General features: G+C 50.2%; 11 protein-coding genes and 5 pseudogenes. 6 read left to right on the forward strand and 10 right to left on the reverse strand.

The window, feature by feature from the left end:
* The 5 genes and pseudogenes from BFF42_RS01710 to djlC form a co-directional block, all read left to right on the forward strand.
* Nucleotides 1-373, forward strand: a pseudogene (locus BFF42_RS01710) (IS1-like element IS1X2 family transposase); the annotation flags it as partial.
* Nucleotides 374-390: 17 nt separating this feature from the next.
* Nucleotides 391-513: pseudogene (locus BFF42_RS01715) on the forward strand (DUF1266 domain-containing protein); the annotation flags it as partial.
* Nucleotides 510-1937, forward strand: a pseudogene (locus tag BFF42_RS01725) (J domain-containing protein). The pseudogenes BFF42_RS01715 and BFF42_RS01725, both read left to right, overlap by 4 nt.
* Before the next feature lie 80 nt (nt 1938-2017).
* A pseudogene (locus tag BFF42_RS01730) lies at nt 2018-2725 on the forward strand (DUF1266 domain-containing protein).
* Nucleotides 2722-4173, forward strand: a complete 1452-nt coding sequence (djlC, locus tag BFF42_RS01735; RefSeq protein WP_012421307.1) for a co-chaperone DjlC — start codon at nt 2722-2724, stop codon at nt 4171-4173. The pseudogene BFF42_RS01730 and the gene djlC overlap by 4 nt, the downstream one beginning before the upstream one ends.
* Nucleotides 4174-4232: 59 nt before the next feature.
* On the opposite strand, the gene hscC is transcribed toward djlC, so the two are convergent.
* The 6 genes and pseudogenes from hscC to gltI all read right to left on the reverse strand — a co-directional run bounded on the left by hscC (nt 4233) and on the right by gltI (nt 10274).
* Nucleotides 4233-5903 carry a molecular chaperone HscC gene (gene hscC, locus BFF42_RS01740; RefSeq protein ID WP_000367921.1) on the reverse strand — a complete coding sequence of 557 codons (1671 nt, stop codon included), beginning with the start codon at nt 5901-5903 and terminating at the stop codon, nt 4233-4235.
* An 83-nt stretch (nt 5904-5986) separates the two neighbouring features.
* Nucleotides 5987-6922 carry a pyrimidine-specific ribonucleoside hydrolase RihA gene (rihA, locus tag BFF42_RS01745; RefSeq protein WP_001207515.1) on the reverse strand — a complete coding sequence of 312 codons (936 nt, stop codon included), beginning with the start codon at nt 6920-6922 and terminating at the stop codon, nt 5987-5989.
* Nucleotides 6923-7039: 117 nt separating this feature from the next.
* Entirely contained in the window at nt 7040-7765 is a 726-nt protein-coding gene (gltL, locus tag BFF42_RS01750) for a glutamate/aspartate ABC transporter ATP-binding protein GltL (RefSeq protein ID WP_000631381.1), read from the reverse strand.
* Entirely contained in the window at nt 7765-8439 is a 675-nt protein-coding gene (gene gltK / locus BFF42_RS01755) for a glutamate/aspartate ABC transporter permease GltK (protein WP_000272824.1), read from the reverse strand. Before gltK ends, gltL begins: the two co-directional genes overlap by 1 nt.
* Nucleotides 8439-9179 carry a glutamate/aspartate ABC transporter permease GltJ gene (gltJ, locus tag BFF42_RS01760; RefSeq protein ID WP_000020942.1) on the reverse strand — a complete coding sequence of 247 codons (741 nt, stop codon included), beginning with the start codon at nt 9177-9179 and terminating at the stop codon, nt 8439-8441. Before gltJ ends, gltK begins: the two co-directional genes overlap by 1 nt.
* Before the next feature lie 169 nt (nt 9180-9348).
* Nucleotides 9349-10274, reverse strand: a pseudogene (gene gltI, locus BFF42_RS01765) (glutamate/aspartate ABC transporter substrate-binding protein GltI).
* Between the two features lie 454 nt (nt 10275-10728).
* Between gltI and BFF42_RS01770 the strand changes: the two are divergent.
* Nucleotides 10729-12606, forward strand: a complete 1878-nt coding sequence (locus BFF42_RS01770; protein ID WP_001276710.1) for a rhomboid family intramembrane serine protease — start codon at nt 10729-10731, stop codon at nt 12604-12606.
* Nucleotides 12607-12683: 77 nt separating this feature from the next.
* Here BFF42_RS01770 and lnt read toward each other — a convergent pair whose 3' ends face one another.
* From lnt to BFF42_RS01795, 4 genes are all read right to left on the reverse strand, one after another.
* Nucleotides 12684-14222 carry an apolipoprotein N-acyltransferase gene (gene lnt, locus BFF42_RS01780; protein WP_000853056.1) on the reverse strand — a complete coding sequence of 513 codons (1539 nt, stop codon included), beginning with the start codon at nt 14220-14222 and terminating at the stop codon, nt 12684-12686.
* 24 nt (nt 14223-14246) lie between these two features.
* Entirely contained in the window at nt 14247-15125 is an 879-nt protein-coding gene (corC, locus tag BFF42_RS01785; protein ID WP_001278605.1) for a CNNM family magnesium/cobalt transport protein CorC, read from the reverse strand.
* A gap of 89 nt (nt 15126-15214) precedes the next feature.
* The gene (ybeY, locus tag BFF42_RS01790) at nt 15215-15682 is read right to left on the reverse strand and encodes an rRNA maturation RNase YbeY (RefSeq protein WP_000084470.1); all 468 of its coding nucleotides are present in this window, start codon (nt 15680-15682) and stop codon (nt 15215-15217) included.
* Nucleotides 15679-16719: a PhoH family protein gene (locus BFF42_RS01795; RefSeq protein ID WP_004981284.1), complete on the reverse strand. Its 1041-nt coding sequence runs from the start codon at nt 16717-16719 to the stop codon at nt 15679-15681. Before BFF42_RS01795 ends, ybeY begins: the two co-directional genes overlap by 4 nt.
* Nucleotides 16720-16749 lie beyond the last annotated feature (30 nt).

Here is a 16749-nt window from a genome sequence, read left to right on the forward strand (position 1 = left end):
CGAACAGTGGGGCTACGTCGGTGCTAAATCACGTCAGCGCTGGCTGTTTTACGCGTATGACAGGATACGGAGGAGGGTTGTGGCGCACGTCTTCGGTGAACGCACTCTGGCCACACTGGAGCGTCTTCTGAGCCTGCTGTCGGCCTTTGAGGTCGTGGTATGGATGACGGATGGCTGGCCGCTGTATGAATCACGCCTGAAGGGAAAGCTGCACGTTATCAGCAAGCGTTACACTCAGCGCATTGAGCGACATAATCTGAATCTGAGACAACATCTGGCAAGGCTGGGACGGAAGTCACTGTCGTTCTCAAAATCGGTGGAGCTGCATGACAAGGTCATCGGGCATTATCTGAACATAAAACACTATCAGTAAGTTGGAGTCATTACCCCGGCAATGATATGTTTTATCAATTATTTGCCAGTGATGATGCGTATTACCCTACCTTGTCCTGGCAACCACTGGCTGACTACCCCACATGCCCGGAAACGCTTAAGGATATGAGCGACTTATGAAAAATTGCTGGAAGATCCTCGATATAGAGGAAACGACTGACGTCGATATTATCCGCCGCGCTTATCTGGCGCTGTTACCGTCCTTTCATCCAGAAACCGATCCGCAGGGTTTTAAACAACTTCGTCAGGCGTATGAGGAGGCGCTACGGATTGCGCAGTCGCCTGCTAAATCTGTTTGGCAACCAGAAGAATATGAGGTAGCAGAACATGAAATTCTGCTCGCCTTTCGCGCGTTACTTGCCTCTGATAGCGAACGTTTTCTGCCCTCCGCCTAGCAGCGATTCATTCAGCAATTAAATTATTGCTCGATGGAAGAGATTGATGAATTACGCTGGTCGCTGTGCACAATCGCCATGAACACTGCTCATTTATCCTTCGAGTGCGTGGTGTTATTAGCAGAAAGATTGCGGTGGTTGCAGGAGGAAAACGTCGGGGAAATAGACGAAGAAGAACTGGAATCCTTTTTATATGCCATTGCGAAGGGGAATGTTTTTAACTTCCAGACCATTCTGCATCTGCCCGTTGCCGTGCAAAATGACACCATCGATTTTTACCAAATGTTCGCTCGGATTTGGTCATCGCATCCAGAATGGCTGACATTGTATTTAGCGCAACATCGCGCAGTGATCATCCCCGATGATGCAAAACTGCACAGAAATTTACTCCGCTGGTATAGCGCAGGTCGCCTGGATATCCCCGAACTTCTGGATTACGCCCGGTCGTGGCGGGAAGCTGAACCTGATAATGAAGATGCGCGTTATTATGAATACGCGCAACGCGTCTATTGTGGAGAAGGCGAAAGCTTGCTGGCAGAACTTTGTGACTACTGGCGCGAGTATCCCTCCACCCAGGCGGATGCTTTAATATTGCAATGGTGCCGTCAGCATCGGGTCGATTATTACCCGTTAGTGGTGATGATGATTGAAGCTCGTGAACTGGTTAACGATCAGGGTAAACAGCTACTTTATGTCCCCGGCGACAGCGCCCGTACGCGTTTTCATTTATACGAAATACTCAGCGATGAAAAACTCTCTGCGCTGGGGCGTTCACTGGTCGAGATGGTTTTGCACAAAGGACGTAAGCCGCGGATCTCACTCACGCGTGATACAGAACATCTCTTATGGCCATTATATTTAGTTGCCAAACAATTAGTGCAGGCCAGCCAACCGACAGAAGAATCATTAATGCCGATCGTAAGCCGTCTTGATGCAGAAGATCGTTGTCCACTGGAAGCATTAATTATTCGTCGATTATTAATTCAGGCGGCGAATTTTACCGAGAAGCAAACTGTTGAACCGGAGCCGCAACCGCAGCCAATGCCCGTTGACGATGGTGGGCCGGGCTGTCTGGGCGTCATCAAAATTATTTTCTACATTTTTATCTTTGCCGGTTTGATAGGGAAAATACTCCATCTGTTCGGGTGACAGTCGACGTTAATGTGCGGAAAGCCCGGCAAGTAATATAAAAAAGTAGTCAGTTAATGCACTTAAGGGATTATTAACAAATGAATAAGGAAGAACAATATCTTCTTTTTGCGCTTTCTGCGCCCATGGAAATACTTAATCAGGGTTGCAAACCCGCGCATGACTCGCCAAAAATGTATACCGGTATAAAAGAATTCGATCTCTCATCATCCTGGGGAATAAATAATCGTGATGATTTAATTCAGACTATTTATCAGATGACTGATGATGGTCATGCCAATGATTTAGCTGGCTTATATCTGACATGGCATCGCTCTTCCCCTGAAGAGTGGAAAGCATTAATTGCTGGTGGCTCGGAGAGAGGGTTGATTTATACCCAATTCGTTGCCCAAACCGCTATGTGCTGTGGGGAAGGGTGAATCAAAGCTTGGGATTATGTTCGAATGGGGTTTCTGTCACGGGTCGGTGTGCTCAACAAGTGGCTGACGGAAGAAGAGAGTTTATGGCTGCAATCGCGCGTCTATGTACGAGCTCACCATTACTATCACGGCTGGATGCACTATTTTTCTGCCTATTCGTTAGGGCGTCTCTACTGGCAATCTTCTCAGTGCGAAGACAACACTTCGCTACGCGAGGCGCTAACCCTGTACAAATACGATAGCGCCGGGAGTCGGATGTTCGAAGAGCTGGCAGCGGGAAGCGATCGTTTCTATGCCACGCTTCCCTGGCAACCATTAACTGTCCAGCCTGAATGCCCGGTAACGCTTAAGGATGTGAGCGACCTATGAAAACATGTTGGCAAATCCTCGAAATTGAAAGCACGACGCAAATAGACATTATCCGCCAGGCTTATCTTGCTCGCTTACCGTTATGTCATCCCGAAACCGATCCGCAGGGGTTTAAAGCATTACGCCAGGCCTATGAAGAGGCGCTGCGACTGGCGGTAAATCCTGTCGAGGAAGCAGATGATGAAGAAAAAGATGCCGCCGCTGAACATGAAATACTGCGTGCATTCAGGACATTACTGGATTCAGAAAGTGATCGTTTTCAGCCCTCCGCCTGGCAGAAATTTATTCAGCAATTAAATACCTGGAACATGGAGGATGTCGATCAATTACGCTGGCCGCTGTGTGCAATCGCTATAGAAGCGCGATATCTTTCATTGAATTGTGCTTCTTTGCTGGCAGAGCGTTTGAACTGGCATTCGTTTAATGACAGCGAAGGAATGGATGAGGAAGAAAGGGAGGCTTTTCTTGAGGCCATTCAGGCTGGTGATTGTTTCGATTTCCTTAGCCTTCTGGAATATCCCGTTGCGTTGCAGAACCAGACTGTTGAGTATTACTTCGCGCTGGAACGTTGCTGCCGTTACCATCCTGACTATGTCACTGCGTTTTTGGCGATGGAAGGTCCGTGGTTCATTCCTGATGATGCAAAGTTACATCGCAAACTGTTGCGCTGGTACAGCTCGGTGCAAACAGGTATGGCGGAACTCATTCCTGTAGCCAAACAGTGGCAAATGGAAGAACCAGAAAGCGAAGATGCCCGATATTACTTGTGTGCTCAAAGGTTGTACTGCGGCGAGGGGGAAAGCCTGCTTGCCGATCTCTGCGCGTACCGGGAAAGTTACCCATCTACACAAGCTGATAATTTGTTGTTGCAGTGGAGTAAGCGTCATTGCCCAGATTATTTCGCGTTATTAGTGATGGTTATCGAAGCGCAGAGCATGGTAGATGCGCAAAGTAAACCATTGAAATATGTTCCTGGTGAGAGCGCCCGGACGCGGCTGTTATGGGCGGAGATTTTACATAGCGGAAAATTATCGCCGTTAGGTCAATCGTTTATTGAGTCGTTATTCTTCAAACGCAAAGCATGGGCGTGGTGGAAATCGAGAGTCGGTAGCGAGACAGAGCAAGATTCACCGTTACTGGATTTGTATCGGGTAGCGGAACAGGTAGTGCTTGAAGCGTTTCCGAAACAAGAGATGCTGGCCCGTCTTAATACAAGGCTGGAAGGCGGAGATGCTCATCCATTAGAGGCCATTATCACCCGGATGCTGTTGACGAAAGTGAAACTCGAGCCGGAGGATGAAGATGTCGATGAGCCAACACCTGAAAACCATGAAGAAAAAAATGATGAGGATGAAAAACCACAGAGCATTACCAGCATTATCAAAATCAGTTTAACGGTGCTGGTGATAGGTTATGCTCTCGGCAAAATCGCGATGTTGTTTAGTTGACGATGTGTTTTTTGCGCCGATGCCGGATGCAGCGTTTACGCCGCATCCGGCAGCCGTGTTTATGGGATCTCAATGGCTAAATAATCGCTCGCCCGCCGCCGAACTTCATCCACGCGGGCCATGTCGTTTGACTGTAGCGCCGCATCAAAATCGGTGATCACCCGGCCAATCTCTTCTCGCTCGTCACCCAGCGCTCGCGCCCACAACTCTTCCAGTTTGGCTTTAAAGGTGCGATTGATGAGCATATCGCGCGGATAAATTTTCAATGCGGATAACCGCGTCCGACTCTCTTCAATCTGCTGCGCGCTCAATGTTACCGGGCTGTGGTTAATCACTCTGGACTTAACGCTGCCGTCTTCCAGAAGCACGTCAACTTCAAGCAACCCGTTGATATCATAACTAAAGCGAATATCAATCGACTGATAAGCCCCGGTTTTCTTCAACGGCACATCGAAGGATTCAACCAGAATGTTATTTTTAACTTTGTGGTTTTCTCCCTGATAGACGTTAACCGTAATTGAATCCTGCTCCGGGTGCATGGTCGAGTAAGTTTCTACACGCGACACCGGTACTGTGGTGTTTCGTTCAATAATCGGCGAGAAAATGCCGGAAACGCCCTGGCGGTTAACTTCAACGCCCAACGAGTAAGGGCAAATATCAGTGAGGATTACCTCTTCAATATCTTCACTGCGTAAGCGGCAGGCGGCCTGGATTGCTGCGCCCAGCGCGACAATGGTGCTCGGATCGTAACTTTGATACGGTAATTTGCCAAACAGACGCACGGCGATTCGCTGCACCAGCGGCATTTGTGACGCGCCGCCAACCAGTACCAGACTGTCGATTTGACTCGGCTTCAGACGCGCATCGCGCAACGCCTGTTCAATCGGCACTCGCAAGCGATTGAGCAGCGGCAACCACAAATCTTCCAGTTCGTTCTCGTAAAATTCGCATTCCCGCGTTTCTTCCTGATACTGCCAGCGAATGTGCAATGGCGATTGATTGCTACATTTTGCCGCTTCCACACAGGCGTACAAGGCTGCCAGTTCACTCTCGTTAAGCGTGGTCCTGGCAACTTCCGCGCGTTTTAAAACCTCATCGACCAGCATATGGGTAAAATCTTCGCCACCGAGGAAGCTATCGCCAGCGGAGGCGTGAACTTCAATCACCGGCGTGGCGTACTCAAGCACCGTAACGTCAAACGTGCCGCCACCGAGATCAAAAACCAGCGAGCGGGTATTTTGTTGCGTATGCAGGCCATATGCCATCGCAGCTGCTGTGGGTTCATTAATTAAGCGTACCGCATTTAACCCGGCTAACTCCGCAGCTAAACGGGTATGCTTGCGTTGTTCATCGCTGAAATAAGCCGGAACGGAGATCACCACATCTTTAATCGGACGTTGCAGAAATTCTTCGGCATCTTCTTTTAATGAGCGTAATACCAAAGAGGACAGTTCTGGCGCGTTAAATGTGTCGCTGCCTAACCGCCAGTTGGTATTACTGCCCATTGCGCGTTTAAATAACGCTGCTGTTTTATCCGGATGCGAAGTACGCCGTGATACAGCCGGTTTTCCGACTAAAATATGATTATTTTCATCCATGCTAATTATGGATGGTGTTAAATATTCACCGAACTTATTTGGAATTAATTGCGCGGCACCGTCTTTCCAGACGGCAATTAAACTATTGGTAGTGCCGAGATCGATACCAATGGTGAGTTCTGCATTATCCATTGCATTTATATCTTGAAAGAAAAAGAGATAAACAGATTAAGACCACCCAGGTAACGCGTGGTGATCTTAATCAATGACGTGTGTTAAGCGTAAAATTTCAGACGATCAGCCAGTAAATCAACAAAGCCCTGACGATCAACATCGACCATTACAGTGGCATTCGGTTTATTGCCAGTCAGATAATAATAATCAACAACCGTCATACCCTGGGTATATTTCCCCTGTGTTTCCACGCCAACCCAGCGCTCAACAGTGGTAAACAACTCGGGTTTCAACAGCCAGGCGATGGTGCATGGGTCATGCAGCGGTGCACCGACAAAGCCCCATTTTTCGTCTTTATGATATTCGAGGAAGAAATCCAGCAGTTCGGCAACAATGGTTGAAACAGGGTTGCCAATCGCGCGGAAACGCTCGGTGTCTTCAATGTGGATTTGCGCTTTATGAGTAACATCCAGACCGGCCATCACCACTGGGATCCCTGACTGGAAGACAATTTCTGCCGCTTCCGGGTCAACGTAAATATTAAATTCAGCCGCAGGCGTCCAGTTACCAAGCCCCATTGCGCCGCCCATAATCACGATACGGGCAATTTTGCTATGCAGTTCCGGATGGCTATTGAGCAGCAAGGCAACGTTAGTTTGCGGTCCGGTAGACACAATCGTGACAGGTTCCGCACTTTCGCGCAGCGTTTTCGCCATCAGCTCTACCGCCGTACAGTTTTGCGGTGCGAACGTCGGTTCCGGTAATGCCGGGCCATCCAGACCGCTTTCGCCGTGCACATTGTCCGCGATAATCAACTCACGCATTAACGGTTTTACCGCGCCGCCTGCTACCGGAATATCGGTGCGATTAAGCAAGGTCAGCATACGCAGAACATTGCGTAAGGTTTTTTCTGGTGTCTGGTTTCCGGCGGAAGACGTAATTGCTTTGACATCAAGCTCTGGTGAGGCGAGGGCGAGAACTATTGCGATAGCGTCGTCATGACCTGGGTCGCAATCTAACAGAATTGGCAGTGCCATTGTTGCTCCTTGTTGTGTGCTTCTTTGCGACAAGGGTAACGCCAGGATGTAACAGATACGAGGGGCGAAACGATAAAGCGTGAGATGGCGCGCACTTGGGTATGCGCGCCAGAGTGATTAATGCAGGATTTTCGCGAGGAAGTCTTTCGCGCGGTCCGATTTCGGATCATCGAAGAAAGCGTCTTTCGGCGAGTCTTCGACAATTTTACCCTCGTCCATAAAGATCACCCGATTCGCCACTTTGCGGGCAAAGCCCATTTTGTGGGTCCCCACCATCATGGTCATTCCTTCGTTCGCCAGTTCCACCATCACGTCCAGCACTTCGTTGATCATCTCCGGATCCAGCGCCGATGTCGGTTCGTCGAACAGCATCGCAATAGGATCCATACACAACGCGCGAGCGATTGCCACACGCTGCTGCTGACCGCCGGAAATCTGCGCCGGAAATTTATTGGCATGTGCGGAAAGTCCCACGCGCTCCAGCAATTTCAATGCTTTTTCACGAGCGGGCGCTTTATCGCGTTTAAGCACTTTCACCTGCGCCAGAGTCAGGTTTTCAATAATCGACAAATGGGGGAACAACTCAAAATGCTGGAACACCATCCCGACGCGGGAACGCAGCTTTGCCAGATCGGTTTTCTTGTCATTAACCACGATACCATCGACGGTGATTTCACCTTGCTGCACTGGTTCGAGGCCGTTGACGGTTTTAATCAGCGTTGATTTGCCGGAACCAGACGGGCCGCAAACCACCACCACTTCGCCTTTTTTCACTTCGGTTGAGCAGTCGGTCAGCACCTGAAAGTGACCATACCATTTTGAAACATTTTTCAGGGTAATCATTATGCTGTCCTTCTTTTCAAGTAGCTGACCAACAACGACGCGCTAAGACTAATAACGAAATAAACAAATCCGGCAAACAGGATCATCTCAACCTGCGTACCATCACGCTCACCAATGGTTGAGGCGGTACGGAAGAAATCGGCCAGAGATAACACATACACCAGTGAGGTATCCTGGAACAGTACGATGCCCTGAGTGAGCAGAAGCGGCACCATCGCGCGGAACGCCTGCGGCAGAATAATCAGTTTCATCGACTGCCAGTGAGTCATTCCCAACGCCAGCGCGGCGCTCGACTGACCACGAGAAATACTTTGAATACCAGCACGGATAATCTCTGAATAGTAGGCCGCTTCAAACATCGAAAACGCCACCATCGCCGAAATTAAACGGATATCATTTTTTGGTGATAATCCCAGCACGTTTTGCAGAAAACCTGGCACGATCAGGTAAAACCACAGCAAAACCATAACTAAAGGAATCGAGCGGAATACGTTAACGTAGGCTTTGGCAAACCACGCTACGGGCGCAAAGCTGGACAAGCGCATCACCGCCAGCATGGTGCCCCACAAAATACCAATCACGACTGCCGTGACGGTGATTTTCAGCGTGATCACCAGCCCGTCGAGCAGATATGGCAGGGAAGGGACAATGGAACTCCAGTCAAACTCGTACATTATTTGCCCCCCATGTTGCCAGGCAGGCGAACTTTACGTTCAACCAGCGTCATTACCAGCATGATAATCGCGTTAATCAACACATACGCCAGCGTAATAGCGGTAAACGACTCCCAGGCGTGGGCTGAGTAATCAAGCAATTTACCCGCCTGCGCCGCCATATCCACCAGACCAATAGTCGAGGCGATGGCGGAGTTTTTCACCAGGTTCATCATCTCGGAAGTCATCGGCGGGACGATAACGCGATAAGCATTAGGCAGCAGTACGTATCGATAAGCCTGCGGTAGCGTCAGGCCCATCGCCAGCGCGGCATTTTTTTGCCCACGCGGCAACGACTGAATGGCGGCGCGTACCTGTTCGCAAACACGGGCGGCGGTAAACAGCCCCAGGCAGAGCATGGATGAAAGGAAAAACTGAATATTGGGATCCAGCTCGGCCTTAAACCACATGCCGATTTTCTCCGGCAACAGCTCCGGGATCACCAGATACCAGGTAAAGAATTGCACAATCAACGGCACGTTGCGGAACAGTTCGACATACAACGTACCCAGACCGGAGAGAAAACGGTTTGGAACGGTACGTAAAATGCCGAAAAATGAACCGACGAGGAAAGCGATAATCCAGGCGCAGATCGACAAAGCGATCGTCACCTGAAAACCACTCCAGATCCAACCAAGATAGGTGGTGTTGCCGAACGGGGCTTGTTGTAAAAAAATACCCCAGTTCCAGTCTATAGACATAAATCTACTCCAGAAAAAAGAGGGTAGCAGCGTTAACTGCTACCCTCGAAGATTGTTACCCAGCGTATTGCGGTTTTCAGGCCCGATGGGGAACGACCATCAGGCGTATAGTCTGTCCGTGCTACGTAACAATCGAGAGGGCTGGAATTTCCGCCCCTGGTTCTTGTAATTAGTTCAGTGCTTTGTCATTCGGTTCTTTGAACAGTGCTTTCATTTCGTCTGACAGTTCGAAATTCATGTTCAGGTTTTTCGGCGGAATTGGATTTTTGAACCATTTATCAAACCATTTTTCCGCTTCACCGGAAGTCTGCACCTGAGCGATAGTGTCATCCATCAGCTTTTTGAACTGCGGATCATCTTTACGCAACATGCAACCGTAGGCTTCCTGAGACTGCCGGCTTGCCGAGCGATGATCCCAGTTGTCTGGTTTCTTCGCTTTCGCACGTTCACCGGCCAGCAGGGCATCATCCATCATAAAGGCAACGGCACGACCGCTTTCTAGGGTGCGGAAAGAGTCACCGTGATCTTTGGCGCTGATGATGCGCATATTCATTTTTTGCTCTTCATTCAGTTTGTTGAGCAAAACTTCAGAGGTAGTGCCGGAAGTGACGACTACGGCTTTGTCTTTCAGGTCGGCAAAATCTTTGATATCGCCGCCCTTTTTGGTCAGCAGGCGCGTACCGACCACGAAAATAGTATCAGAGAAAGCCGCCTGTTTTTGGCGTTCGACGTTGTTGGTGGTAGAACCATATTCAAAATCGAAAGTGCCGTTTTGCAGCAGTGGAATACGGTTTTGTGAGGTAATCGGAATCAGTTTTACCTGCAAGTCCGGTTTGTTGAGTTTCTTTTTCACTGCTTCAACAATGGCGTTGGAGTAATCCTGCGAGTAACCCACCACTTTTTGCTGATTGTCGTAATAAGAGAAAGGTACTGAAGATTCACGGTGACCGACGACAATCACACCGTTTTTGGCGATTTTGTCCAGCGTACTGCGTACTGCGTACTGCCTGCTGCCGGGGCGGCGTCATCTGCCTGTGCCAGTCCTGCGGAAAGCGCCAGGGCGAGGATTGCTGTGGCAGGTTTACGTAATTGCATATCCAACTCCTTTATCTTCTGCGTTAAGAACGCATGGATACCCGTTGTGAGTGTTTGTGTTGTTATCGTCTGCAACTTTATTGTGCAGTGTTGTGCCTGTTAGGTAACATTTAGTTTGGCTAAATGTAAAGATATTGCTGTTTTATTGTTTGTTTTTGCGAGATGCGCCGCACCATTCCGAAGCAAAATTCTTAAACCGCACCTTTTTGGTGCTACCGCTGATTTGTGGTGGTGCAACCTGGTTGCGTCGCGGCTGATTTCATCGCTTACACAGTAAATAAAGCAACTTACATGCCAAAAAATACTTAGGGGCAAATTAATTACGATTGTAATTTTAGGCTGAAAAAGTCATATTTCGGACAGAATTATCTTTTCGGCATGGGACGTTTGCCGGGATGATAACTGCACACGGGAAAAATGCTTTTTACCTGTCTTTTCAAGGAAGAAACACCTTATGTCTGCATCTTCGGTTAAGCCGTTAAATGTTCAATTACCCGCAATAACCCTTATCCTTTTTGCACTCTGTATTGGGATATTTTGTTATCTCGCACAATGGATGAGTTATGAAGAGGTCGATCAATCCGCACTTATCCATCTCGGCGCAAACGTTGCGCCTCTTACTTTGTCGGGTGAACCCTGGCGCTTATTGAGCAGTATCTTTCTGCACAGTAGTGTTTCTCATCTGCTGATGAATATGTTTGCATTCCTGGTCGTGGGAGGCGTGGCGGAACAGATTCTGGGGAAATGGCGACTCCTGATTACCTGGTTATTCTCCGGCGTCTTTGGTGGGCTTATCAGCGCCTGTTATGCGTTACGCGATAGTGATCAGATAGTCATCAGCGTTGGGGCATTCGGGGCAATTATGGGAATAGCTGGCGCTGCGATAGCAACACAGCTTGCTTCAGGTGCGGGCACATACCATAAAAACCAGCGGCGAGTATTTTCTCTGTTGGGTATGGTGGCGCTGACACTGTTGTATGGTGCCCGGCAAACAGGAATAGATAATGCTTGTCACATTGGCGGCCTGATTGCGGGTGGCGCGTTGGGTTGGCTGAGCGCGCGTTTATCTGGGCAAAACCGACTCGTTACGGAAGGCGGGATTATTGTTGCGGGCAGTCTTCTTCTGACCGGGGCTATCTGGCTTGCGCAGCAGCAGATGGATGAGTCAGTTTTACAAGTCAGGCAAAGTCTGCGTGAAGCGTTTTATCCACAGGAGATTGAACAAGAGCGACGGCAAAAAAAGCAGCAGTTAGCGGAGGAACGCAACGCCCTCAAGGAAACATTATCCGCTCCGGTAAGTCGTGAACAGGCCAGTGGTGATTTGCTCGCTGAGATTGCCGATATCCATGATATGGCGATCAGTCGGGATGGTAATATGTTGTATGCCGCAATTGAAAACACGAACAGCATTGTTGTTTTCGACCTCGGACAAAAGAAAATCCTGCATACCTTTACAGCGCCCATAGCGAAAGAAAAGTCAGTCAAACATTGTGGTGGCTGTAAAGATCAGGGCGTCAGATCGCTGGCATTAAGCCCGGATGAAAAGTTGATTTATGCGACTTCATTTGAAGCGAATGCGTTATCGGTCATTAACGTGGCGACAGGGGAGATTATTCAGTCGATTACCACCGGTGCACATCCTGACAGCCTTATCCTCTCGCGTGATGGCACAAAAGCCTGGGTGATGAATCGCACCAGTAATAGTGTGTCAGCGATTGATCTGGTGACTTATCAGCATGTGGCGGATATCCCGCTGGAGAAATACGACGGGGCGGGGACGAGCGGTAAACCAGGCGCCTGGGTTATGGCACTTTCCCCGGATGAAAGAACATTACTGGTTCCGGGAGCAGGCAGAGGTAACATCGTGCGGATCAATACCATCACGCATCAGAAAGAAGACTTTCCCGCAGGTGATGCGCGTGGAACGATATCGGCGATGCGTTTTCGACCTGAAAACGGCGAGGTTATTTTTGCAGATAGTCAGGGGATTTCACGTATAAGCGTAGGGGCTCAACAAGCCAGCATTATGACGCAATGGTGTAGCAGGAGCGTTTATTCCGTTGAGGGTATTAGCCCGGACGGTCAATATTTAGCGTTGGTGTCATATGGCCTGCAAGGTTATGTCATCCTGCTCAATATTAATGCCGGGCAGATTATTGGCGTTTATCCTGCCAGCTACGTTAATCACCTTCGTTTTTCAGCGGATGGTAGAAAAATATTTGTCATGGCGAAGAACGGGTTGATCCAAATGGACAGGACGCGCTCGCTTGATCCGCAGGCAATTATTCGTCATCCCCAATATGGCAATGTGGCTTGTATCCCTGAACCGTAAGAAAAAGGGGCATGATAACCATGCCCCAAAGCTCAATGAGAAAGTACGTTTTGCTCATGCAGGATACATCAGGCACATCAACGTTTACGTGCTCGTAGACTCATCAACACAGCGGCAAAACCAAACAGTGCCGTCAGCACCCACAGTGGCCAGTTGCCGGTACGTGCATACGGTGTGAGTCCGGTGGTCGGTGTCACATTAGTGGTTAACACCTCGCGGGTGAACTGCGGGATCATCGCCTGAATCTCACCCTGCGGGCCAATCACCGCCGTAATGCCGTTGTTGGTGCTGCGCAACAGTGGGCGCGCCAGCTCCAGCGCACGCATTCGCGCCATCTGGAAGTGTTGCCATGGACCAATAGATTTACCAAACCACGCATCGTTGGAGATAGTCAGCAGATAGTCGGTATCCGGGCGGAAGTTATCGCGCACTTGCTCGCCGAGAATGATCTCGTAGCAAATAGCCGCAGTAAGCTCAATACCATTTACTGACAGCGGCGGCTGGATATATGGCCCACGGCTGAACGACGACATCGGCAGATCAAAGAACGGTGCTAACGGACGCAGAATCGACTCCAGCGGGACAAACTCGCCAAACGGCACCAGATGGTTTTTGTTATAGCGATCGGCTGATTCGTAGCTGTACGGTGCACCTTTACCCAGTGTGATGATGGTGTTGTAGGTATCGTAGCGGTTCTGCTTATTGAGACGCGCGTCGACAATCCCGGTTACCAGCGAGCTACCTTTATCGCGCAACTCACCGTCCAGTGCTTTGAGGAACGGTTGCTGATTAATTTCCAGATCGGTTATCGCCGACTCCGGCCAGATAATCAACGATGATTTGCCCATCAGCGGAGCCGTTGCGTTGTAGTAAATCTTCAGCGTATTAAGAAGCTGATCTCCATCCCATTTCAGTGATTGCGGAATATCGCCCTGAACCATCGAAACCTGAATGGTTTTCTCCGGTTGCGGGGTAAACCATTGGATGTAACGCAGCGGGAAGGGTAGGGCAAACAGCACGACGGCCACCACCAGCGGACGCCAGTTGCGTTTGACCAACGCCAGTGCCAGCAGGCCACTAACCATCATCAGCAGGAAGTTAATGGCTTCCACGCCCATTATCGGTGCCAGCCCTTTTAACGGGCCATCAATCTGGCTATAGCCGAACTGTAACCACGGGAAGCCTGTCAGTACCCAACCGCGCAGAAACTCGGTCACTTGCCAGAGAGCAGGGGCGGCAATCGCCACGCGCAGCCAGGTGGTTTTCGGCCACAGACGCGACAGCACGCCAGCAAACAGTCCGGTATACAGCGACAAATACGCCGCCAGCACCACCACCAGGAAGATGTTAACCGGGCCAGGCATTCCGCCAAAGGTCGCGATGCTGACATAGACCCAGTTAATACCGCTGCCAAAGAGGCCAAATCCCCAGCAAAAGCCAATAGCGGCAGACTGGAGTGGACGGCGGTTAAAGGTCAACGCCTGAAGCCCCATCAACGAAATAATCGCCGCAGGCCAGACGTCGTAAGGAGAGAAGGCCAGCGTTCCGCAGGCACCGAATAATAACGCCAGCAGCAGGCGAATGCGCTGGCGTTCAATTAATGAGGCAAAAGCCATGTAGTTATCTATCCAGTTTCGGTTTTATTCATCCAGCTTCGGCTGGGGTGAGTCATCCGGGATTTTGACATGAACCTGAATAATACGTCGACTGTCGGCCATCGCCACTTTGAACTGGTAACCGTCGATGTCGATAGTTTCGCCACGCGCCGGAAGATGCCCAAACGCCTGCATCACCAGACCACCGATAGTGTCGACTTCTTCATCGCTAAAGTGGGTGCCGAACGCTTCGTTGAAGTCTTCAATGGAAGCCAGTGCGCGCACGGTCCAGGTATGACGACTCAGCTGACGGAAGTCGATATCATCTTCTTCGTCATATTCGTCTTCAATCTCACCAACAATCAGTTCCAGGATGTCTTCAATGGTCACCAGACCGGAAACCCCACCGAATTCGTCAATGACGATCGCCATGTGGTAACGCTGAGAGCGAAACTCTTTCAGCATCCGGTCTACGCGCTTACTTTCAGGAACGACAACCGCCTGACGTAACACTTTGTCCATGCTGAAGGCTTCAGCATCGCTGCGCATAAACGGCAGCAAGTCTTTCGCCATCAGAATCCCTTCAATGTGATCTTTGTCTTCGCTAATCACCGGGAAACGTGAGTGGGCGGACTCGATGATGACATCAAGGCATTCGTCCAGCGTCTGGTTGCGTTTCAGGGTAATCATCTGGGAGCGGGGGATCATGATGTCGCGAACGCGTTGGTCTGCGATGTCCATCACCCCTTCGAGCATATCGCGCGTATCTTCGTCGATAAGGTCGTTCTGCCCGGAATCACGGATCAGCGCCAGCAGTTCGTCACGGTTTTTCGGTTCACCGTGGAAAAGTTGGCTGAGTAACAGGGAGAAAAATCCCTTCTTGTTGCTTATCGTGTCACTACTGTGTGAATTGTCGTCGCTCATGGCGTCGTATGGGTTCTCATGTTAGTTAATCAAAACGCCGTCGTTAATCACCAACGGCGGGGACGTCTGCCAGTCAAATGCCTGGCAAATTATTCTTTCTCGGCAATGTACGGATCCTCATAGCCCAGAGCAAGCATAATCTTTGTTTCGAGGGCTTCCATTTCTTCTGCTTCGTCATCTTCGATGTGATCGTAACCTAACAAATGCAGACTGCCGTGCACCACCATATGCGCCCAGTGCGCCTCCAGTGGTTTGCCTTGCTCCTGAGCTTCCTTCTCAACCACCTGACGGCAGATAACCAGATCGCCCAGTAGCGACATTTCCATGCCAGGCGGCACTTCAAACGGGAAGGAGAGCACGTTGGTCGGCTTATCCTTACCGCGATAGGTCAGATTCAGACTGTGGCTTTCGGCGGTATCGACCACGCGAATAGTCACTTCCGATTCTTCCTGAAACTGCGGGATCACCGCATTCAGCCATGTTTGAAACTGGCTCTCTTCCGGTAACCCGGAATTATCTTCACATGCCAGTTGTAAATCGAGGATCACCTGACTCATTTTTGTTCCTGTTCTTCGCGCTTGCGTTCTGCCGCCAGCGCCGCTTTTCGTTTTTGTTCGGCTTCTTCCCAGGCTTCATAGGCGTTAACGATACGCGCCACCACAGGGTGACGAACCACGTCTTCGCTGTGGAAGAAGTTAAAGCTGATCTCTTCGACATCGGCCAGTACTTCGATGGCGTGACGTAAGCCTGATTTAGTATTACGCGGCAGGTCGATCTGTGTGACGTCGCCGGTGATAACCGCTTTTGAGTTAAAACCGATACGGGTCAGGAACATCTTCATCTGTTCGATGGTGGTGTTCTGGCTCTCATCGAGAATGATAAACGCGTCGTTCAGCGTACGACCACGCATATAGGCCAGCGGCGCGACTTCAATAACGTTGCGCTCAATCAGTTTCTCAACTTTCTCAAAGCCCAGCATTTCAAACAGCGCGTCGTACAGTGGGCGCAGATACGGGTCTACTTTCTGGCTTAAATCGCCAGGCAGGAAGCCCAGTTTCTCACCGGCTTCGACCGCCGGACGAGTCAGCAGAATACGGCGAATCTCCTGACGCTCCAGGGCATCAACTGCCGCAGCCACTGCCAGGTAGGTTTTACCCGTACCCGCCGGGCCAACGCCGAAGGTAATGTCATGGTCGAGAATATTGGCGATGTACTGCGCCTGGTTTGGCGTGCGCGGCTTAATTACGCCGCGTTTGGTTTTGATATTGACCGCTTTGCCGTACTCCGGCACGCTCTCCGCACTTTGCTCCAGTACTCGCGCTTCTTTAATCGTAAGGTGGATCTGTTCCGGTTCGATATCCTGAATCTGACCGCGCATCGGGGCTGTATCGACATACAGGCTACGCAGAATGTCTGCCGCAGCGGTGACGCAAATCGGACGGCCGGTCAGTTTAAAGTGGTTGTCGCGGCGATTGATCTCGATGCCGAGACGGCGTTCGAGCTGCTTGATGTTGTCATCAAACGGGCCGCACAGGCTCAACAGACGCGCGTTGTCTGCTGGCTCCAGGGTGATTTCGCGAGTGTCTATGTTCAAACCGTTCCTCTTATCTGTATGCCGCCGGAA

Source organism: Shigella sp. FC1661 (assembly GCF_001712525.1).
Lineage (GTDB): Bacteria > Pseudomonadota > Gammaproteobacteria > Enterobacterales > Enterobacteriaceae > Escherichia > Escherichia coli.

What these genes read in the sequence shown, in the direction of transcription:
- djlC (WP_012421307.1), top strand. Translation starts at nt 2,722, where the DNA reads ATGAAAACATGTTGGCAAATCCTCGAAATTGAAAGCACGACGCAAATA.
- hscC (WP_000367921.1), bottom strand. Translation starts at nt 5,903, where the DNA reads ATGGATAATGCAGAACTCACCATTGGTATCGATCTCGGCACTACCAAT.
- rihA (WP_001207515.1), bottom strand. Translation starts at nt 6,922, where the DNA reads ATGGCACTGCCAATTCTGTTAGATTGCGACCCAGGTCATGACGACGCT.
- gltL (WP_000631381.1), bottom strand. Translation starts at nt 7,765, where the DNA reads ATGATTACCCTGAAAAATGTTTCAAAATGGTATGGTCACTTTCAGGTG.
- gltK (WP_000272824.1), bottom strand. Translation starts at nt 8,439, where the DNA reads ATGTACGAGTTTGACTGGAGTTCCATTGTCCCTTCCCTGCCATATCTG.
- gltJ (WP_000020942.1), bottom strand. Translation starts at nt 9,179, where the DNA reads ATGTCTATAGACTGGAACTGGGGTATTTTTTTACAACAAGCCCCGTTC.
- BFF42_RS01770 (WP_001276710.1), top strand. Translation starts at nt 10,729, where the DNA reads ATGTCTGCATCTTCGGTTAAGCCGTTAAATGTTCAATTACCCGCAATA.
- lnt (WP_000853056.1), bottom strand. Translation starts at nt 14,222, where the DNA reads ATGGCTTTTGCCTCATTAATTGAACGCCAGCGCATTCGCCTGCTGCTG.
- corC (WP_001278605.1), bottom strand. Translation starts at nt 15,125, where the DNA reads ATGAGCGACGACAATTCACACAGTAGTGACACGATAAGCAACAAGAAG.
- ybeY (WP_000084470.1), bottom strand. Translation starts at nt 15,682, where the DNA reads ATGAGTCAGGTGATCCTCGATTTACAACTGGCATGTGAAGATAATTCC.